The sequence below is a fragment of the Aeromonas sp. FDAARGOS 1416 genome (assembly GCF_019048085.1).
Classification (GTDB): Bacteria; Pseudomonadota; Gammaproteobacteria; order Enterobacterales; family Aeromonadaceae; genus Aeromonas; species Aeromonas veronii.
On record NZ_CP077301.1, the window covers coordinates 4,112,291 to 4,132,778 of the forward strand.

The window sequence follows — 20,488 nt, forward strand, 5'->3', positions numbered from 1 at the left end:
ACAACAAGGAGTGTGTATGTCTGTGCAACAGCAGGATCCCCGTCATGATCCGAACCGCGTGATCCGTGCCCCGCGCGGCACTGAACTGACCGCCAAGAGCTGGCTCACCGAAGCGCCGCTGCGGATGCTGATGAACAACCTGGATCCCGAGGTGGCTGAGCATCCCCAGTCGCTGGTGGTCTATGGCGGCATCGGTCGTGCTGCCCGCAACTGGGCCTGCTTTGACAAGATCGTCGAGGTGCTGACCCGGCTCGAGGAGGATCAGACCCTGCTGGTGCAATCCGGCAAGCCGGTCGGGGTGTTCCAGACCCACAAGGATGCACCGCGGGTGCTGATCGCCAACTCCAATATGGTGCCGCACTGGGCCAACTGGGAGCACTTCAATGAGCTCGATAAGAAGGGCCTGATGATGTACGGCCAGATGACCGCGGGTTCATGGATCTACATCGGCACTCAGGGGATCGTGCAGGGCACCTACGAGACCTTCTTCGCAGTGGCCAACCAGCACTTCAACGGTGAACCCAAAGGGCGCTGGATCCTCACTGGTGGGCTCGGCGGTATGGGTGGTGCCCAGCCGCTGGCCGCCACCATGGCCGGTTTCTCGATGATCGCCGTGGAGTGCGACGAGACTCGCATCGATTTTCGTCTGCGCACCCGTTATGTGGACAAGAAGGCTCACAGTCTGGATGAGGCGCTGGCCATGGTCGATGAGGCCAAGCAGAGCGGCGCCGCCGTCTCCGTCGGTCTGCTTGGCAACGCCGCCGACGTCTTTGCCGAATTGGTGGCCCGTGGCATCACCCCGGATGTGGTGACCGACCAGACCTCCGCCCATGATCCGATCCACGGCTACCTGCCGCAGGGCTGGAGCGTGGCAAAGTGGCGCGAGCTGCAGCAGAGTGCCCCGCAGGAGGTGAATCTGGCCGCCCGTCGCTCCATGGCCCGTCAGGTGGAGGCGATGCTGACCCTGCAAGAGCGCGGCGCGGCGACTCTGGATTACGGCAACAACATCCGTCAGATGGCGCTTGAGGAGGGGGTTGTGAACGCGTTCGACTTCCCCGGCTTCGTCCCCGCCTATATCCGCCCGCTGTTCTGCGAGGGGATAGGCCCGTTCCGCTGGGTGGCCCTCTCCGGCGATCCGGAAGATATCTATAAGACCGATCAGAAGGTGAAAGAGCTGATCCCCGATGATCCTCATCTGCACAACTGGCTCGACATGGCCCGCGAGCGCATCGCGTTTCAGGGGCTGCCGGCGCGGATCTGCTGGGTCGGGGTCAAGGATCGGGTACGCCTCGGTCTGGCCTTCAACGAGATGGTGAAAAACGGTGAGCTGAAAGCCCCCATCGTCATTGGCCGCGACCATCTGGATTCCGGCTCGGTGGCGAGTCCGAACCGCGAGACCGAGTCGATGATGGATGGCTCCGATGCCGTCTCCGACTGGCCGCTGCTCAACGCCCTGCTCAACACCGCTGGCGGCGCGACCTGGGTCTCCCTGCACCACGGCGGCGGGGTCGGCATGGGCTTCTCCCAGCACTCCGGCGTGGTGATCGTCTGCGACGGCTCCGATGACGCTGCCAAGCGGGTCGGCCGCGTGCTGCGCAACGACCCTGCCACCGGCGTGATGCGCCATGCCGATGCGGGCTACGAGATTGCCATCAACTGCGCCCGCGAGGCGAAACTGGATCTGCCGATGATTGACGGCGCCAACGGTGTCAAAGGAAAGGTGTAACACCATGTTTGAATTGACTATTACCCCGGGCGAGCTGGATCTTGCCACCCTGCGCCGCGTCAGCCGCGAGCCGGTACATATTGCACTGGATCCGGCGGCGTTGCCGGCGATCCACGCCTCTGCCGCCACTGTCTCCCGGGTGATCGAGCAGGGACGCGTGGTGTACGGCATCAACACCGGCTTTGGTCTGTTGGCCAACACCCGCATTCCGGTGGAGCAGCTGGACGAGCTTCAGCGCTCCATCGTGCTCTCCCATGCCGCTGGCATCGGCGAATACATGGATGACGCCACTGTACGGTTGATGATGGTGCTCAAACTCAACTCGCTGGCGCGGGGCTTCTCCGGCATCCGGCTGACGGTGCTTGAGGCCCTGATGACCCTCATCAACGCCGAAGTCTATCCGGTGGTGCCGAAGAAGGGCTCCGTCGGCGCCTCCGGCGATCTGGCGCCGCTGGCCCATATGAGCTGCTTGCTGATCGGTGAAGGCAAGGCCCGCCACAAGGGCGAGCTGATCGACGCCGCCACTGCGCTGAAAATTGCCGGGCTGGAGCCCATCGCGCTGGCACCCAAAGAAGGATTGGCGCTGCTCAACGGCACCCAGGCGAGCACCGCCTTCGCGCTGGAAGGGCTGTTCCACGCCGAGGATCTCTACGCCGGTGCCATCACCATAGGTGCCATGAGCGTGGAGGCCGCGTTGGGCAGCCGCCGTCCATTCGATGCTCGCATCCACGTGGTGCGTGGTCAGCGTGGCCAGATCGACGCGGCCACCTGCTATCGCCACCTGCTGGTGGATGGCAGCGAGATCGGCATGTCCCATCACAACTGCGAGAAGGTGCAGGATCCCTACTCATTGCGCTGCCAGCCGCAGGTGATGGGTGCCTGCCTGACCCAGATCCGTCAGGCCGCCGAGGTGCTGGTGTGCGAGGCCAACGCGGTCTCCGACAACCCGCTGGTGTTTGCCGAGGATGAAGACATCCTCTCCGGCGGCAACTTCCACGCCGAGCCGGTGGCCTTCGCCGCCGATAATCTGGCGCTGGCCATCGCCGAAATCGGCTCCCTTTCAGAGCGGCGCATGGCACTGCTGATTGACTCTCGGATGTCCGGTCTGCCGGCGTTTCTGGTCAACAACGGCGGGGTCAACTCCGGCTTTATGATCGCTCAGGTCACCTCGGCGGCGCTGGCCTCCGAGAACAAGACTTTGGCCCATCCCGCCTCGGTGGATAGCCTGCCTACGTCGGCCAATCAGGAGGATCACGTCTCCATGGCGACCTTCGCCGGCCGCCGGCTTGCCGATATGGCCGAGAACACCCGTGGCATTCTGGCTGTCGAACTTCTGGCGGCAGCGCAAGGACTGGATTTTCGTGCTCCCCTGCGCAGTACCGAGCTGATCGAGCTGGCCAAGGGACGACTGCGGGCAGAGGTGAGCTTCTACGACAAGGACAGGTACTTCGCGCCGGATATCGAGGCGGCCGCCGCCCTGCTGGGCCGTGCCAGCTACAACGACCTGATCCCGGCCGGGGTGCTGCCCAGCCTGTAAGCCTTGATCCCCCTTCTCCCCTGGCGGGAGAAGGGTAGGGGATGAGGGGGACGCCGCTTCACAGGCGCCGGTGAGAGCCGGGAGCAGATGACAAAAGACCGCCCAATCGGGCGGTCTTTGCGTTTCTGACGTTGGTTGAACGCGGTTATTCGTGTTCGAACATCAGGAACAGATAAACCACGAACAACACCAGATGGGTCGCACCATGGAGCACATTGGTGCGGCCGCTGCTGAAGGTTACTTTACAGACCATCAAAGTCGTGACCAGCAGCACCATATCGGCGGGGGAGAGGCCGAGGCGTACCTCCTGATCCAGCATGGAGCCGATAAAGAGCACGGCAGGCACGGTGAGGGCGATGGTGGCCAGCACCGAGCCGAAGTAGAGGTTCATTGCCCGCTGCAGCTGGTTGTTGAAGGCGGCTTTGATGGCGCCGACTGCTTCGGGGGCGAGCACGATGCAGGCGACGATAAAGCCGCCCAGTGCGGCGGGTGCTTCCATCACATGCACCCCGTAGTTGATGGGGATGGCCAGGGTCTTGGCCAGCAGGATTACCACCAGCAGGTAGGCGAGCAGCAGGATGGTGTGATAGACGTTGCTCTGCAGCGGGCCGTGGTGCTCCTCATAATCCTCGTGATCGCTGTCGACGAAGAAGTGGCTGTGGCTGCGGGTCTGGATCAGCAGAAAGACCCCGTAGAGCAGGATCGAGATGATGATCAGCATCCACGACATGGCGCGCGACATACTGCCGATTGCACCACCCTCGGTGAAGTTGGGCAGCACCAGACAGAGCAGGGCGAGCGGGATGATGGCCACCAGATAGGATTTCACCCCGTCCAGATTGAAGCTCTGGGTGTGGTAGCGCCAGCCGCCAAACAGCAGGGTGAAGCCCACCAGACCGGTACTCACCAGCATCACTACCGCAAACATGGTATCGCGGGCCATGGTGGGGTTGGGCTCACCGGTCAGCATCACCGAGGAGATCATCACCACCTCCAGCGAGATGACCGAGAGGGTGAGGATCAGGGTGCCGAAGGGCTCGCCCAGCTTGATGGCGAGGGCATCGGAGTGGCGCACCACCGAGAAGATGGCCCAGGTGACGATGGCCAGTAGTGCCGCCGAAACCGGAAGATAGATCCCGAGCGGAGTTGTCTCTGTCAGCAGGTCACTGCCCAGGGTCTTGAAAAAGAGCAGGGTCAGCAGGCCAACGGGCAGGGCAATCTCTTGCCGGATAACTGTCTTCATAGGCAATGGTTCTCTATTGGGGGTCTTGACGACCAGATGACATAAACAGGCTGCCCGGTTATCAGTTGCACGATAACCGGCGCCCTATGATAAAGGGAGTTATCCCCGTCAGGGCAGATCATTTTGTTGCTGAATGTAAATAAGGGGTGGCAGGAGACGGTTCGATTTCACCATGGAGCCGGGCCTGGGTCTGCAGGGGGATTTACCCGCCTGATGTCCGGGCTGGGTTACGGCGCTACCGCCAGCATCAACCTGATGATGTCGAGCCGCTGGCCAAACCGTTTCACGGCCAAATCCTGCCATCTCTGCGTTAGCTGGCCTTCTGGTGTTGCAGCTGCCACTCCCGTTGCCAGTGGGTCAGTATCTTCAGCGGCATGGGTTTGCCGAAGAAGTAGCCCTGGATCAGATAGACGCCGTGCTGGCTCAGATAGTCGACCTGCAGCTGGCTCTCGACCCCTTCGGCGATCATCTCCATGCCCGATTCCCGACCGAAGACGATGATGGCATCCAGTACGCTGCGCTTGAGGTCGTTGGTGCCTATGGTATCGACGAACATCTTGTCGATCTTGATCTGGCGGATCCCCAGGCTCTGCAGGTAGGCAAAGCCGCCGTAGCCGGTACCGAAATCATCCAGCTTGAAGTGATAACCCATCTGTTGCAGCAGGGTGATCTCCTCGGTGGCCGCCTTGATGTCTAGGATCGGCTTGCGCTCCGTCAGCTCGAAGGTGAGCCGGGTGGGTGAGGGGTTTTGGCTGTGAGCGAGCAAGGTGCGCAGTAGGGGCTGCTCGATATGGGCCGCCACCAGATTGACGCTGACCCACTGCTCCGGTGCCAGCTGCGGCAGGTCAGTGATCACCTGCTCCAGCAACTGTTCGGTCATCGGCAGGATCAGTCCCTGCTCCTCTGCATATTCGATAAAGGTGCCCGGGGGGATCAGCTCGCTTCCCCGCTGCCAGCGCAGCAGCGCCTCGAATCCCACCACTTGGTGGGTACGGGCATCCACTATCGGCTGGTAGAGGGGAATAAATTCCTTGCGGATCAATCCTGTTTGCAGCAGTCCCTTGAGGGAGCGCCGATAGCTGCGCAGCAGCCAGTATGTGACGCTTAACAGGGCGCCGAGCGCGATCCCGAACCAGAGACCGTAGTGATTGAGTTGGTCATAGGCATATTGCTCCAGCGCTTTTCCCGCCCAGACCGTCTGTTTGGTGAGTTCATTGGGATCGAAGAAACTGAGGCTGATATTGCTCTCTTCCTGTTTGATCTCCTTGTCGCCACGGGGAAAGTGGACTGTGCTTGCATCGGTATCCTGTCGGCTGAACTCCAGATAGAAGCAGTGGCTGCAGGGGTGTTGCAGCAGGTCGTGGCTCCAGCTGTTATCCAGCACCCAGTAGGCGAGGTTGTCACCGGATCGGTAAAAGGCCACCAGCTCCTGTTCGGTATTGTATTTGGCCACTGTGGCGGTGATCCCCAGTTTGCCGAACTTCTGCCCGCTATTCTGGAGCTCTTTGATCAGCGGGATCTCCACCCCCAGGCTGGAGCAGCTGTTGCCGGAGGCGAGTTCCAGCCCCTGCAGACGGATATGAGTGCTGTAGAAGCGAGGATCGCGCAGCAGCTCCATGTCTTTGGCGCCGCAGTTGAACTCAAATTGTGCCAGTTGTTTGTTGATGGCGGCATCCAGCTCCCGGTGGCGTACTGCCATGGCTCCCTTGAGCTCGGCAACCTTCTCTTCCAGCAAATGAAAGGCCATCGGCTTGGCAAACCACAGGCCGAGAAACTGACTGCCTACGACAGGCAGGACGAACAGCAACAGAGCGATCCAGACGGGTGATTTACGCAAAGGAAGTACCTGCCAGTTTCATGAGACACAAATGGACTTAGCCATCATAGAGCATTAGTGCAATCAATTTGAGTCCGAGTTGTCACACTTGTTGATTGATTTTTTAACTGCATGATTTTAAATGTGTTTATTATTAACTTTGGCTAGATTCAATCGCTGACCTGTCATAAATGACAATTGCTCAGCTTATCCGAACTGCATTAGAGTAGCCCTGCGGTTTGACTCACCGTGTGTTCAATACTCCTGTATCTGTTTTTTGTCAGTAGCACAGAGTGTTAGTTTTGATATGAGTGTTCCTTTTGGTCCCCTTTGAGGGACCATTTTTCTGTCTGTCATCCCGCCCTTTCCCGCATCTGTAGCCCGTCATCCTTGGTATTCTCCCTCTGCTTTGGGTTATGCTTGCCCGCTTAAATTGCAGAAGCGGGATCTTCATCCATAGCTGTGGCCCGATCGCCGCTGCTACCATGAGGCGACATGGATGATGCTGGGCATACGGAAAGGCGCATGAAACTCACTACACAGCTTGTCTCATTTATCACCCTTTGCGTGATCGCAGCCATGGCGACCGTGCTGATTGGCGGGGTGTTCAGCTTTCGCGAGCTGGGCATGGAGTTGCAGCAAAAGAAGGTCGATGCGCTGGTCGAAGTGATCGACAAGCAGCTCGATGTTGCTCACGACATGGAAGATATGAGCCATTGGCTGCCTACCCTGCTGCGGGCTGCCCATGTTGTAGAGCTGGAGGTGCGCCAGAATAACCAGCGGGTCTACTGGTTCCGCGATGTGCGCAATCCGGTCGACGAGCAGCTGCTGGTGCCATACAGCCACCCGCTGCCCCATCAGGCCGGCATGCAGGCCAACTTCAAACTGGAGCGCCCCTTCAAGGAGGCGGAATACTCCATCAAGGCGATGTCCGGCATCTCGCTGGGCATTTTTATCGTGGTGTTCGGTCTCTGGTACTCCATCCGCTGGCTGCGCCAGCAGCTGCGCGGGGCCGAGCTGCTGGGCATTCGCGCCCAGCTGATCCTCGATGACAAGCTCTCCAAACTGAGTCATGACCCCGCCGAAGAGTGGCCGGTGGCCGCCAGTCAGGCCCTCGATCATCTGCTCGCCGAGCTGGCGGATGCCCGCAAGGAGCGCAGCCGCTTCGACAACTTCATTCGCAGTAACGCCTTCGTCGACAAGATGACCGGCATCGGCAACCGGCTGTTTTTCGACAACCGGCTGGAGAGCGCCATCATGGAGGCGAGCGTGATGAGCGGCGGCGTGCTGCTGATCGATCTCGCCTGTCTGGAGGAGCTGGAGGCCGATCAGTTCGAGTTGTTGGGGCACGATTTGATGATGGAGGCGAGCGCCACCATAGGTGCCTTCGTGCGCAAGCATAACGGCGCCCTGCAGGCCCGCTACGCCGGTCAGGTCTTTGCGGTGTTGCTGCCCAATATGTCCGAGAGCGAGATGGTGGATAGCGCCAGCCAGCTGCTCAAGAGCCTGCAACGGCTGCACTGGCCGCAGGAGGTCAATCCGGAGACTGCGGTCTATCTCGGCGCCGTCTGTTATCAGGCACAAGACAGCCTGCTCAAGGTGCAGGAGGAGGCGGAGCTGGCCCTCAAGAGCGCCCGGCTACAGGGCCACAACGGCTGGTTCCTCTACGAGAAGCAGCTGGATGAGGAGCAGAGCAGCAAGGGGACGGTACGTTGGCGCACCCTGATCAGCCGCCGTCTCGAAGAGCACGGCATCGAATTTTACACCCAGCCGATCCAGCAGGATCGGGGGCAGGTGGTGTTGCAGCAGGAGCTGCTCACCTATCTGCACGATGAGCAGGGGCGGGCTTTGCAGGCGGGGATCTTCATGCCGATGGCGGAGAAGGTGGGCTTGTTGCTGCAACTGGATCGGCTGGTGGCGGAGCGCACTCTCACTCTGCTGCGCCAACGATCCGAGCAGAGCTGCCCCATCAGCCTGACCCTCAGTGCCCAGAGCCTGCTCAACCGCGAGTTCCAGCGCTGGCTCTTCTTCGCCCTGTTCCAGCTGCCGCGCAGCACCAACGAGCGGCTGATCCTGCAACTCTCCGAATCCCAGGTGACCCGCCACTTCGAGGCGCTCAAGCGGCCGCTGCGCTCCTTGCGGATGCTGGGTTGCCAGCTGGCCATCGATCATGCCGGTCAGGATGTGGTGAGCACCCAGTACATCAAGGAGTTCGAGATCAATTTCCTCAAGCTGCACCCCAGCCTGGTGCGGGAGATCCATGCCCGTCAGGTCAACCAGATGGCGGTGCGCAGTCTGGTAGGCGGTTGTGCCAATACTCGCACCCGGGTGCTGGCAGTGGGGGTGGAGAGTGGCGATGAGTGGAAGATGCTGCGCCACCTCGGGGTGCATGCCGGGCAGGGGCCCTGGTTTGCCGAGCCCCAGCGTCTGGTGCTGGAACCGGCTGGTGATTGAGATAAACAACAGAGGGTCGCCTTGGGGCGACCCTCTGTTGTTTGCGGTGTTGTTTGCGGTTGCCGTCAGGCGGGGCTCACAGTCGCCCCTGCTCCCGCAGCCCGGCGAGCCCTTGCATGCCGCCGGTGTGGATAAAGACGATTTTGCTGCCGGGGGCGATACGGCCCGCCACCAGCTCGCGAAACAGCCCCCACATCGCCTTGCCGCTGTAGATAGGCTCAAGGGGCAGATCGGTCGTGGTGCTGAAATCCTGCACCCACTGCCAGAGGGCCGGGCTGAATTTGGCGTAGCCACCATCGTGGTGATCGAGCGCGATGTGCCAGCCGGGGATGCTGGCAGCCGCGGGATGGAGGCGACACACCTCGTCAGCGATAAAGCCGCCTCCTTTCAGTACTGCAATGGCGAGGATCTGCTCCCGATCCTGTTTCCCAGCGATCAGGCCCGCCAGAGTGCCGCCGCTGGCGCAGGGCAGTACCCAGAGATCCGGCGAGAAGGGCACTTCGCCGACCAGTTCCGCTACCCCGGGGATGGCCAGCGGGCTGCTACCCCCTTCCGGCACGATCAGGGTATCGGGGGCATCGAATTGGGCCAGCCAGTCGGGATCCTGCCGTCGCCGGTAACTCTGGCGGTCGACAAAAACGAGATCCATGCCCCAGTGCCGGGCATCCCGCAGGGTAGAGTTACTGACGGCGTCATATTCGCCCCGTATGATACCGGTAGTACGAAGACCAGATTGGCACCCCGCTGCCGCCAGCGCGTGGATATGATTGGAGTAGGCGCCGCCAAACGAGAGCAGGTGCCGTTTGTCGTGCTCTTTGGCATGCAGCAGGTGGTACTTGAGCTTGCGCCACTTGTTGCCGGAGATGGCCGGATGGATCAGATCATCCCGCTTGCACCACAGCTCGACACCATAGCGGGTCAGCAACGGATGGTGGAGGCGTTGCAGGGGGGAAGGGAGGATGGCTTGACCCTCTGACTCGGCGGAAAGGCTGGCTTGCAATGGTGAGTCCGTCTTTTAATCTGGAGGCTAATCTGCTGTTTATGTTAATATTTCATACATTTAATCACTATTGATGGGCGGGCTTACATGAAACAACTGTTCAGACGGTCGACGCCAAGCCGCCAGGTCGGGCTCTTGCTGGCCAATGACAGGATCATGCTGGCTGCGGTGGGCAATCCCCCCGTCTTCGCGACGCGCACCATCAACGGCCCACAGGAGTGGGCTGTGGCCATGAACGAGCTGTTCAGCCGTCATGGGTTGGCCAAGTCTACGGTGCGGGTGGCCCTCGCCGCCAGCCTTTATCAACAGATCCAGATCGACAAGCCTGCCGTGCCTGACGCCGAGATGGCGGGGGCGCTTCCCTGGGCCATCAAGGATTATGTCAGCGAACCCGTGCTGCAACTGGCGATGGATTATGTGGACTTGCCCACCCCGCCTGCCGGTCGTCCGCGCATCAATGTGATCTGCCTGCCCAAGAGCCGGGTGCAACAGCTGGCCGATGCCATCAACGGCATCGCGACCCTGCAATCCATCATCAGCGACGAATTGGCGCTCACCTCTCTCTATGACGCGGATGACACGGTGCGCATGCTGCTGTGGCAGCCCAAGGGGCAGGATCTGCAACTGCTGGTCTTCCATCAGGGCGGGCTCTGCTTCTCCCGCCAGCTGCGCGGTTTCACCAGCCTGACCGGCGAACATGAGCCTGACGCCATGCTGCTCGATTCACTGGCGCTGGAGATCCAGCGCTCCCTCGACTATCTGGCGGGCCAGCTCAAATTGCCCGAGCTGGGGCAGATGCAGTTTGCCGTCGCTTCGCCCTTTATCGGTACCCTGGTGCGTCACATGGAGCAGACCTTCGGCTTTGCCGTCTCCGCCATGGCCAACAAGGCGGTGCTGGCCGGCGTCGAATACCTCTCGGCTTATGCTGCCGCATTGGGGGATGATCAATGAGAGTGTTATTCCCCCTTGCTGCCATGGTCAACAAGACAATGTTGCTGGCTGGCGTCGAATACCTCTCGGCCTACGCAGCCGCCATCGGGGAGGATGCGTGATGAAACGTCAGATAAACCTCTATGGTGCCGAGTTTCGTCCCAAGCGGCAGTGGGCCAGCCTCAATCAGATGGCGTTGGTATGGGGTGTTGCGCTGTTGCTGATCCTGCTGACGGCTATCGGTTACAGCTGGCAGCAGCAACAGGTCAGCCGGGCGCTAGCGCAACGCACCGCCGAGCTGGAGCTCAAGCGCAGCGAGGCCAGACGCCTCGATGCCGAGCTGGCGCGCCATCAGGCGGATCCCCGGCTGCAACAGCAACTGGTCAATAAACGGGATGAGCTGACCGCCAAGCAGGGGCTGATGCGTCAGCTCGGTAGCCTGTCTCTGCAAAAATCCCAGGGCTATGCCAGCGTGATGGCGGATCTCTCCCGCATTCGCAGCAGCAACCTCTCGTTGCAGCGCATCGAGATCAACGAAGGGCGGATCAACCTCTCCGGTTTTGCCGGACGCAGTCAGGATGTGCCGGCCTGGGTCAACCGCTTCAAGCAGACCCCGAGTCTGGTAGGCAAGGAGTTTGGTGAACTGACCCTTGGCCGTGACGAGGAGGGTCGTCTGACCTTCCAGTTGAGCGGCATCGCGCGGGAGAAACCCTGATGAACCTGAAAGCACAATGGCAGGCGTGGGGCCAGCGTATCGCCCTGTTGAGCCAGCGGGAGCGGGTGTTGATCCTGCTGACTGGTCTGGTTTTGCTGGGCGCTGGCAGCATCTACGGTTGGCTTGATGGCGCCGATACCCGCCTGCAGCAGGATCGCATGGCCCTGAGCGCCGCCGAGCGCGACCTCGAAATCATGGAGCTGGAGAACCTCGGCAAACAGGCTCGGCTCAAGCGGGATCCCAATCAGGGCGTTCGCGACCAGCTGGCGCAGGTCGAAGCGGATCTGGCCCGGATCGACGATGAGCTGAAGGCCCAGACCGTCGATCTGATCCCGGCGCACGAGATGCCGCAGGTGCTGGAGGCGCTGCTCTCCCGCTCCGCCAACCTTCACATGCTGGCGCTCAGTTCGCTGGAGCCGACCCCGCTGATGGCGGGGGAGCAGAAGGTCAATCTCTACAAGCACGGTATCCGGCTTCAGCTTGAAGGCGGCTATTTCGATGTGTATCAATATCTTAAAGCGCTGGAAGCCTTGCCGCGCCACTTCTACTGGAAGCAGTTCGACTACCGGGTCAAAGCCTATCCCGGCGCGGTGGTGGAGATGGAGATCTACACCCTGAGTACCAGCAAGGAGTTTATCCGTGGCTAGAGTGTTTGCGTTGTGCTGTTGCCTGTTCAGCGTGCTGGTAAAGGCGGAGCAGGTCGAGGTATTGCAGGATCCCACCGCACCGCTGGCGGATGTGGCGATTGGCGCCCGTGCGACCGGCGAGAGCAACACCGGTTTACCGAAGCTGCAGAGTGTGGTGCTGGGCAATGGCCCGGCGCTGGCGGTGCTCAATGGCAAGAGTTATCGGGTCGGGCAACAGGTGGATGGCTATAAGCTGGTGGCCATCACGGCAGATGCCGTGGTGCTGGAAAAGGCGGGCAAACGCCACGCAGTCACACTCTTTGCCAGCAAGATCCGGGTTTGAGTCGTGCTTGCCTTTCGAGAGGTGGAGCGGCTTTATCGAGTTTAATTGCAAGTCAGGGTGCTCTAATTACATGAAAAAACACCGTCTCTGTCTGATCACCATGGCCATGATGGCCGCAGGCTGTACCACGTATCAGCACCCCGAGCCGACCCAGGCCAAGGATGCTCTCAAACAGGCCATGAACGAACAGCAGAAGCAGGCTGCCCCGCTGACCGCCTTGCCCAAATCGGTGCAGAGTGAATTGCTGCAGCTGAACCGGCCGCAGATGCCGGTCGGCATGCCGGAGAAGCGGCTGCGCATCGCGGCTCACGACGTGGAGGCGGTGGAGTTTTTCGGTTCCCTGTTCAAGGGCTCCCGCTACAGCGTGGCGGTTCATCCCGGGGTGGCCGGGCTGGTCTCGGTCGAGCTCAAGGATGTGACCCTGCCGGAGGTGCTGGCGGTGGTAGGTGACATGTATGGCTTCGACGTGCAGCGCAAGGGCAATGTCTTCCACATCTATCCGGCGGGTCTGCGCACCGAAACCATTCCGGTCAACTATCTGATGATGTCCCGCCGTGGCCTATCCCGCACCTCGGTCAGCACCGGCGGGGTGACGGCCAATGACAGCAATAACAGCAGCGACAGCAGTTTTGACAGTGCATCGAACAACAACAGCACCAATAACTCCTCCGGCAACAACTCGAACGGCAACAGCAGCAATGGCACCCGTATCGAGACCGATACCAACAGCGACTACTGGACCGATCTGCGCGACTCCCTGCAGACCCTGATTGGCACGGGTGATGGTCGCGCTGTGATCACCAGCCCGCAGGCGGGTCTGGTCACCATTCGCGCCTACCCGAAAGAGCTCAAGGCAGTGCGTGAATTCCTGAATCAATCCGATAGTCACCTCAAGCGGCAGGTGGTGCTGGAGGCGCGGATCATCGAAGTTGCCCTCAACGAAGGGTATGAGCAGGGAGTGGACTGGAGCGGTCTCTCCGCCAGCTGGGATGGCAACAAGGGGATTACCGGTGGCGGTTCACTGGCCAATACCCAGTTACCCACCACCCCTAATCAGATCTTCACTGCACTGGGTGGCGGCGCCGGTTTCAAGGTCTCTGACGGCAACTTCAATGTAGCGGTCAACCTGCTCAAGACTCAGGGCGATGTGAATACCCTCTCCAGCCCCCGTGTCACCGCGACCAACAACCAGAAGGCGGTGATCAAGGTGGGGACGGACGAGTACTTCGTCACCAACGCATCGACAACAACCGTGAGCACGACGAGCGGTGACCGAACAACTCCCAATGTAGAGTTGACCCCTTTCTTCTCAGGTATCTCTTTGGATGTAACACCACAGATCGATGAAGAGGGGAAGGTGCTGCTGCATATCCATCCCTCCGTTATCGATACTGAAGAGCAAACCAAGACCATAAAGGTGACAGACAGCGATACGCTGGTGTTGCCGTTGGCGAAAAGCTCGATCCGCGAATCCGATACCGTGGTGCAGGCCAATAACGGTGACATCATCGTTATCGGCGGCCTGATGAAGACCGACAAGCAGGAGATCGTCAGCAAGGTGCCGCTGCTGGGGGATATTCCCTTGGTGGGTGAAGCCTTTACCAACCGCCGCGAGAGCACCAAGAAGGTGGAGCTGGTGATCATGCTCAAACCGACCGTGGTGGAGAAAGATACCTGGCAAAACGAGCTGCAACGCTCCTCCGAGCTGCTCGACAAGTGGTATCCGGCCAAGGGCTGACCCATGACACCAGATACGGTCACCCCTATCCCGAACGGCCTGTGCTGCCTTGCCTGCACAGGCTGCTTGCTTGCCGTGGCAGGTGAGGTCTCATGTACCTGACCCACTTCGGCCTGCAGGAGGCACCGTTCAGCCTCACTCCCAATACCGGCTTCTACTACGGCCTGCCGCCTCACGAAGAGGCGCTGCAGGTGCTCAACTGGGCGCTGGCGCAGGGGGAGGGTTTTATCAAGGTGACCGGCGAGGTGGGTACCGGCAAGACCTTGCTCTGCCGCAAGCTGCTCAGTGAGCTGGGTTCGGAAGCGCGTCCGGTGCGGCTTGCCTGGTTGCCCAATCCCCACCTCACTCCGGCCGAACTGCGCATCGCGCTGGCGCTGGAGCTGGGGTTGGCGGTACGGGATCAGAGCGAGCTGGATCTGACCGATCGTATCCATCGTCACCTGATCAGCCTGCACCAGCAGGGCAGTCGGGTGGTGGTGCTGATCGACGAGGCGCAAGCGCTGCCGGACGAGACGCTGGAGGCGATCCGCCTGTTCGGCAATCTCGAGACCGAATCGAGCAAGCTGCTGCAGATCGTGCTGTTCGGCCAGCCGGAGCTGGATACCAGACTGGGTAAGCCGCATCTGCGCCAACTGCGCCAGCGGATTGGCTTCTCCTACTGCCTGCGGCCGCTGCGTTTTGACGAGACTCGCGCCTATCTGGAGCACAGATTGCAGGTCTCCGGTTACCGCGGGGCACCGCTGTTTGCAGGTCGAGCCATGCGTCTGTTGTGGCGTGCATCGCGAGGGATCCCGAGACTGATCAATATCCTGGCGCAGAAGTGCCTGATGCTGGCCTATGGTCAGGGTGTGCGTCAGGTCGATAGCCGTCTGGTACGGCTCGCCATTCGCGATACCGACGATGCCCGCCGCTTTGCGCCACGGCACTGGTGGCCCCTGTTACTGTTGCTGGGGTGCGCCCTGGCTTATGGAGTCTGGCCATGAGCGTTATCAACCAGATGCTGAAAGATCTGGATCGGCGCCAGCAAGGATCCGAAGGTGCTGCCGTCTATATTGCCCCTGCGCGCCAGCAGGGATGGTGGATGTTGCTGTTGACCCTGATCTGCGGTCTGGCACTGGGGATCCTCGGTTGGCGAACCTGGATCTATTGGCAGCAGACCCATATCGTCTCGGCGGCCAGCGAAGTGGTCGCCCCCGATGTGGTGGCTAGGGCCGCCGTGCCCGTCAGCCAGCCCGAGCCGGTCGAGGTGTCGGCTGCGCTGCCGCTGCCAAGTCAGGACGAGGTGAATGATGAGGTTGGGGAGCATGACTCTGGCGACACGGCTGACGGTGCGCCCTTTGATGCCTCCAGCGATGTTGACGAGTCCGAGCCGACCGATGAAGAGCTGCAGCCCGAGCTTTACGCCGAACTGGCGGCAGAGCAGCAGGCAGTCGCCAGCACGCCCCGCAAACCGAGCGTATTGAAGATCGAGACGGTCGAGCTGTCGGCCAAGGAGCTGGCGGCACTGGCTGAGCGCAAGGCGACCACCGCCATGGCCAAGGGAAGCCTGCGGGATGCGCAGGACAACTACTATCAGGTGCTGGCCCACGATCCCTACAATCAGGGCGCGCGCGAGCAGCTGGCGGGGCTGCTCTACGGCGAGGGCCGTCTGACCGAGGCGCGTCAGCTGCTGGAAGAGGGGATCCGGCTCGATCCCCAACAGGCCGATTTTCGTCTGCTACTGGCCCGCCTTGCCATCAGCGAGGGGCAGCAGCAGCAGGCGCTTGGCTGGCTGTCCGGCTATCAGCCGGATCTCGCCAGCAACATGGACTATTACGCGACCTGGGCCGGGCTGACTCAGGAGCTGGGCCAGAATGCCGATGCGGCGGCGCTCTATGTGAAGCTGCTGCGTCAGCAGCCGGATCAGGGCCGCTGGTGGCTTGGCCTCGGCGTGGCCGAGGATGGTCAGGGCCACAGCCAGCGGGCGCTCGATGCCTATCGCAACGCCCTGCTGCACGGCAACCTCGGCGAGGCGTCGACCAACTGGCTGGAACAACGAATTGGTCAACTAACCCCTTGATAAACAGCAGGTTCGATTAGCTAAGCCTGATCGGATGCGGCAACGGGTGTGAAGTAACAGAGATCGGAGCAAACATGGCACAACCCAGACTGAAAATGCGCCTCGGCGACCTGCTGGTACAAGAGCAGATCATCTCTGATGATCAGCTGCAGCTTGCCCTGCAGCAGCAGCGTCAGACCGGCCGCAAGCTGGGCACCACTCTCATCGACCTCGGCTTTATCAGCGAGGTGCAGCTGTTGCAGTTCCTCGCCCGCCAGCTGGATGTGCCCTTCTTTGATCTCAACAACCTCACCATCGACGCCGCAGCGGTGCCGCTGCTGCCCGAAGTGCAGGCGCGCCGTTATCGGGCGCTGGCGGTCAACCTTACCGACGACAAGGTGACGGTGGCGATGTCGGACCCGGCGGATCTGAGCGCACTGGATGCCATCGCCGCCCTGCTCAGCCCACGCATCATGGTGCTGGCGGTGGCGCGGGAAGGGCAGCTGCTGGAGTATTTCGACCGCCTCTATCGCCGTACCCGCGAGATTGAGAGTTTCGCCGAACAGTTGCAGGAGGAGTATCAGGACTCCGGCTTCGAGCTGGGCTCCAGCAATCTGGGAGCCAATGACGAGGGGGAGGCGACGGTGGCCAAGCTGCTGCGCTCCCTGTTCGAGGATGCGGTGCAGGTAGGGGCGTCGGATATCCACATCGAACCGGACGAGAAGGTGCTGCGCATTCGCCAGCGGATCGACGGCATCCTGCACGAGAATATCCTCAACGAGGTGCGGATCGCCCAAGCGTTGGTGCTGCGTCTCAAGCTGGTGGCGGGGCTCGATATCTCCGAGAAGCGCTTGCCGCAGGATGGCCGTTTCAATATGAAGGTGCGCGGTCGCGATGTGGATGTGCGGATGTCCACCATGCCGGTGCAGTATGGTGAATCAGTGGTGATGCGTCTGCTGGATCAATCCTCCGGCATCCTGTCGCTGACCGAGACCGGCATGCCGCCTGAGATCCTGACCCGTTTCCGTCGCCAGCTCAAACGGCCGCACGGGATGATCCTGGTGACCGGCCCGACCGGTAGCGGCAAGACCACCACCCTCTATGGCGCCCTCTCCGAGCTCAACCAGTCCAGCAACAAGATCATCACGGTAGAAGACCCGGTGGAGTATCGTCTCTCCCGCGTCAATCAGGTGCAGGTCAACCCCAAGATCGGCCTCACCTTCTCCAGCGTGCTGCGCTCCACCCTGCGTCAGGATCCGGACATCCTGCTGGTGGGGGAGATGCGCGACAACGAGACGGTTGAGATCGGTCTGCGTGGCGCCATCACAGGTCACCTGGTGCTGACCACCCTGCACACCAACGATGCGGTGACCAGTGCCTTGCGCCTTATCGACATGGGGGCGCCCGGCTATCTGGTGGCGAGCGCCCTGCGGGCGGTGGTCGCCCAGCGGCTGGTGCGGCGGATATGTGAGCACTGCGTCGAGGAGAAGGCGCCCGACGAAGGGCAGGCCACCTGGCTCACCGTGCTCTCTGGCGAGGCTCCCGGCCAACACACCTATCACAAGGGGCGGGGTTGCCAGAGCTGCAACTTTACCGGTTATTCGGGCCGGATCGGGGTTTACGAGTTGCTGGAGCTGGATCAGCCGATGATGGATGCACTGCGCCGCAATGACGCTGAGGGTTTTGCCAAGGCAGCCCGTCAGCATGAGCACTATCGGCCGCTGGCCCTCACGGCACTCGATTATGCCCGTCAGGGGATCACCTCGGTGGATGAGGTGTTGCGACTGGCCGAGGATTTGGGGTAAGCGATGGCTAACTTTGCCTACAAGGGGCGTGACAGCCAGGGCAACGCCACCAGTGGCGTGGTCGAAGCGGCCAACGAGATGGCGGCCGCCGAGCAGCTGATGCGCCGTGGCGTGATGCCCACCGAGCTCAAACCGGGCAAGGCCAAGTCCGCCGCCATCGACTGGTCACTGTTGCTGGAAGGGGGCGTCAAGCTGGACGAGCTGGTGATCTTCAGCCGCCAGATGTATGCCCTGACCCGGGCCGGGATCCCGATCCTGCGTGCCATCGCCGGGCTGGAGGAGAGCACTCACAGCAAGCCGCTCAAACGGGCGCTGCACTCGCTGGGGGAAGATCTCGGCAACGGTCGTCCGCTGTCGAGCTCGATGCAGGCGCACCCCAAGGTATTCAGCAGCCTGTTCGTCGCCATCATCCATGTGGGTGAGAACACAGGTCAGCTGGAAGAGTCCTTTTTGCAGCTCGCCAACTATTTCGAGCTGGAGCTGGAGACCCGCAAGCGGATCAAGACCGCCATGCGCTACCCCAGCTTCGTGATGATCGCCATCGGTATCGCCATGGTGATCCTCAATATCATGGTGATCCCTGTGTTTGCCGGCATGTTCGCCAAATTCGGGGTGGAATTGCCGCTGGCGACCCGCATTCTGCTCGCCACCTCGCACTTTTTTGTCAACTACTGGTGGCTGCTGCTCGCTATTCTGGCGGGGATGGTATTCGGTTGGCGCCGCTGGGTCGCCACCACCAAGGGCAAGCTGACCTGGCACCGCTGGCAGCTCAAGTTGCCTATCGTCGGCACCATCATAGAGCGCTCCCTGCTGGCCCGTTTTGCCCGCAGTTTTTCCATGATGCTCAAAGCCGGGGTGCCGCTGAACACCGCGCTGACCCTGGTGGCCGATGCGGTGGATAACGCCTATATGGCGGGGCGAGTGCGGGATATGCGCGCCGGTATCGAGCGGGGCGAGAGCCTGCTGCGCACCGCCAGCAGCAGCGGCCTGTTCACCCCGCTGGTGATGCAGATGATCGCCGTGGGGGAGGAGACCGGTCAGGTCGATGACCTGCTACACGAAGCGGCCGAGTATTACGAGCGGGAGGTGGATTATGACCTCAAGAGTCTCACCGCTCGGATCGAGCCGATCCTGATCGGGATCGTGGCAGTAATGGTACTGATCCTGGCACTGGGTATCTTCACCCCCATGTGGGACATGATGCGCGCAGTTCGCGGCAAGTAACTCGGCATCTTCACGCTTGAATGGTGGGACATGATGAGAGCCGTAAGAGGCAAGTGATCGGTGGAGTCGAGGGCTGGATGAACAGACAGACGCAGCAGGATGATCGCTGGCTGACCGGATATAGGCGGATCGCCGTGATCATCCTGCTGATGGTGATCGTGGCGACCTTGGTGCGTAGCTATCAGGGCCACCGGGAAGGGGCGCAGCAGCTCACTCTCACCTTGCTGGGGGAACAATTTGCCGAGCGGGCACAGCGTTTGCACGGCATTTGGCTCGATGAGCGGCGTCCGCAGACTCTGCATGTCGCCGGCAAGGGGTGGCAGTTTGATGCCCGAGGGTGGCCCTTGGGGCTGGTGCCGCTGCAATCTCCTTCGGAAAATTGCCGTCAGTTGTGGCTGGCACTGATGGGTGAGACGGAGGGGGGAATGCCTCCCCTGCAGGTTCTGGCCCGCCCCGATGGCAGTGGTTGCGAGATGGGGTGGGATGGTTATTGGCTGGTTTATCAGTTTTCTGACGGGCGGGTGATGAAAAAGCCTTGAATGAAGCTAATCATATGACCCAACTACATGATTTTTTTGGGCCTGCATGAAATAATGCGGGGCATTACGGAGGGAGCATGACAATGAAACCAATGGCACCAACAATGCCGGAAAACGGGATGAGAAGACAGTCTACCGGCTTTTCCCTCATTGAGCTGGTGATCGTTATCGTGATCCTGGGGATCCTGGCGGTGACTGCACTGCCGCGCTTTCTCGATGTGACTGACGAAGCGAAAAAGGCTAGCGTGGAGGGGGTCTCTGGCGGTTTTGCTACCGGCGTTTCACTAGTGCGGGCGCAATGGGAGGCGGAAGGTCGCGCCAAACAGGACAGCCTCAATACCGTGCTTTATGACGGTAGTCGCTTCTATCTGACCACACCGACCGATACCCAGATCAGTAACGGCGAGCTGTCGCCCGGCTATCCGATGGATACCGTTGCAAGCGGTAATCCCGATGTGGATCCGGCCAATCTGACCGCCGAACGTTGTCTCAATATTTGGGAGGGGTTACTGCAAAACCCGCCCAAGGCTACAGCCAGCTTCAATGAAGTGCGCGGTAGCGGCAATGACCTGAAATACTATGCCACAGTAAGCAGTAATGGACTGGATTCGGTCTGCCGTTACTATTTGGTCAATAGTTTGAGTAAGGGCAGTGATGGCAAGTATCAGGATCCGCAAGGCAAGACTGATGCATTTATGAGTTTCAGTTACCGTCCGGCGTCCGGTCAGGTGACCACAAATATTAATTAACAGAG

Annotated in this window: 17 protein-coding genes; 14 read left to right on the forward strand and 3 right to left on the reverse strand. The window is 60.9% G+C overall.

From position 1 onward, the window contains the following. The first annotated feature begins 16 nt into the window (after window positions 1-16). Window positions 17-1,726, forward strand: a complete 1,710-nt coding sequence (gene hutU / locus I6L46_RS18740) for a urocanate hydratase (protein ID WP_216976680.1) — start codon at window positions 17-19, stop codon at window positions 1,724-1,726. Between the two features lie 4 nt (window positions 1,727-1,730). Continuing rightward, window positions 1,731-3,263: a histidine ammonia-lyase gene (gene hutH / locus I6L46_RS18745; protein ID WP_216976682.1), complete on the forward strand. Its 1,533-nt coding sequence runs from the start codon at window positions 1,731-1,733 to the stop codon at window positions 3,261-3,263. 145 nt (window positions 3,264-3,408) lie between these two features. Here the strand turns inward: hutH and I6L46_RS18750 are convergent, their stop codons facing one another. Then, the gene (locus I6L46_RS18750; RefSeq protein WP_005348596.1) at window positions 3,409-4,506 is read right to left on the reverse strand and encodes a calcium:proton antiporter; all 1,098 of its coding nucleotides are present in this window, start codon (window positions 4,504-4,506) and stop codon (window positions 3,409-3,411) included. 310 nt (window positions 4,507-4,816) lie between these two features. Further along, complete coding sequence (locus I6L46_RS18755; RefSeq protein ID WP_216976684.1) at window positions 4,817-6,343, reverse strand: EAL domain-containing protein; 1,527 nt, start codon at window positions 6,341-6,343, stop codon at window positions 4,817-4,819. 504 nt (window positions 6,344-6,847) lie between these two features. Here I6L46_RS18755 and I6L46_RS18760 point away from each other — a divergent pair. Beyond that, the gene (locus tag I6L46_RS18760; protein WP_198303863.1) at window positions 6,848-8,776 is read left to right on the forward strand and encodes an EAL domain-containing protein; all 1,929 of its coding nucleotides are present in this window, start codon (window positions 6,848-6,850) and stop codon (window positions 8,774-8,776) included. Window positions 8,777-8,852: 76 nt separating this feature from the next. Here I6L46_RS18760 and I6L46_RS18765 read toward each other — a convergent pair whose 3' ends face one another. Next, a complete protein-coding gene (locus I6L46_RS18765) occupies window positions 8,853-9,776 on the reverse strand; it encodes a 1-aminocyclopropane-1-carboxylate deaminase/D-cysteine desulfhydrase (RefSeq protein WP_216976686.1) in 924 nt (307 codons plus the stop codon). Between the two features lie 87 nt (window positions 9,777-9,863). On the opposite strand from I6L46_RS18765, the gene I6L46_RS18770 reads away from it, so the two are divergent. The 11 genes from I6L46_RS18770 to I6L46_RS18825 all read left to right on the forward strand — a co-directional run bounded on the left by I6L46_RS18770 (window position 9,864) and on the right by I6L46_RS18825 (window position 20,483). Continuing rightward, on the forward strand, window positions 9,864-10,727 hold the full coding sequence (locus I6L46_RS18770) for an MSHA biogenesis protein MshI (protein ID WP_216976688.1): 864 nt from the start codon (window positions 9,864-9,866) through the stop codon (window positions 10,725-10,727). A gap of 100 nt (window positions 10,728-10,827) precedes the next feature. Then, window positions 10,828-11,421, forward strand: coding sequence for a PilN domain-containing protein (locus tag I6L46_RS18780; protein ID WP_128834786.1), 594 nt, complete (start codon window positions 10,828-10,830; stop codon window positions 11,419-11,421). Further along, window positions 11,421-12,068, forward strand: coding sequence for an MSHA biogenesis protein MshJ (locus tag I6L46_RS18785; protein WP_216976690.1), 648 nt, complete (start codon window positions 11,421-11,423; stop codon window positions 12,066-12,068). The genes I6L46_RS18780 and I6L46_RS18785 overlap by 1 nt, the downstream gene beginning before the upstream one ends. Next, window positions 12,061-12,390 (forward strand): MSHA biogenesis protein MshK, encoded by a 330-nt coding sequence (locus I6L46_RS18790; RefSeq protein WP_216976692.1) that lies wholly within the window; start codon window positions 12,061-12,063, stop codon window positions 12,388-12,390. Before I6L46_RS18785 ends, I6L46_RS18790 begins: the two co-directional genes overlap by 8 nt. A 70-nt stretch (window positions 12,391-12,460) precedes the next feature. After that, on the forward strand, window positions 12,461-14,128 hold the full coding sequence (gene mshL, locus I6L46_RS18795) for a pilus (MSHA type) biogenesis protein MshL (protein ID WP_216976694.1): 1,668 nt from the start codon (window positions 12,461-12,463) through the stop codon (window positions 14,126-14,128). A gap of 92 nt (window positions 14,129-14,220) precedes the next feature. Beyond that, the gene (locus I6L46_RS18800) at window positions 14,221-15,111 is read left to right on the forward strand and encodes an ExeA family protein (RefSeq protein WP_216976696.1); all 891 of its coding nucleotides are present in this window, start codon (window positions 14,221-14,223) and stop codon (window positions 15,109-15,111) included. After that, window positions 15,108-16,187: a tetratricopeptide repeat protein gene (locus I6L46_RS18805; protein WP_216976698.1), complete on the forward strand. Its 1,080-nt coding sequence runs from the start codon at window positions 15,108-15,110 to the stop codon at window positions 16,185-16,187. The genes I6L46_RS18800 and I6L46_RS18805 overlap by 4 nt, the downstream gene beginning before the upstream one ends. 74 nt (window positions 16,188-16,261) lie before the next feature. Then, window positions 16,262-17,971 (forward strand): GspE/PulE family protein, encoded by a 1,710-nt coding sequence (gene mshE, locus I6L46_RS18810; protein ID WP_203119415.1) that lies wholly within the window; start codon window positions 16,262-16,264, stop codon window positions 17,969-17,971. Window positions 17,972-17,974: 3 nt separating this feature from the next. Further along, window positions 17,975-19,195, forward strand: coding sequence for a type II secretion system F family protein (locus I6L46_RS18815; RefSeq protein ID WP_005340027.1), 1,221 nt, complete (start codon window positions 17,975-17,977; stop codon window positions 19,193-19,195). Between the two features lie 77 nt (window positions 19,196-19,272). Then, window positions 19,273-19,734, forward strand: a complete 462-nt coding sequence (locus tag I6L46_RS18820; RefSeq protein WP_216976700.1) for a hypothetical protein — start codon at window positions 19,273-19,275, stop codon at window positions 19,732-19,734. Between the two features lie 77 nt (window positions 19,735-19,811). After that, window positions 19,812-20,483: a prepilin-type N-terminal cleavage/methylation domain-containing protein gene (locus I6L46_RS18825; RefSeq protein ID WP_216976702.1), complete on the forward strand. Its 672-nt coding sequence runs from the start codon at window positions 19,812-19,814 to the stop codon at window positions 20,481-20,483. Window positions 20,484-20,488 lie beyond the last annotated feature (5 nt).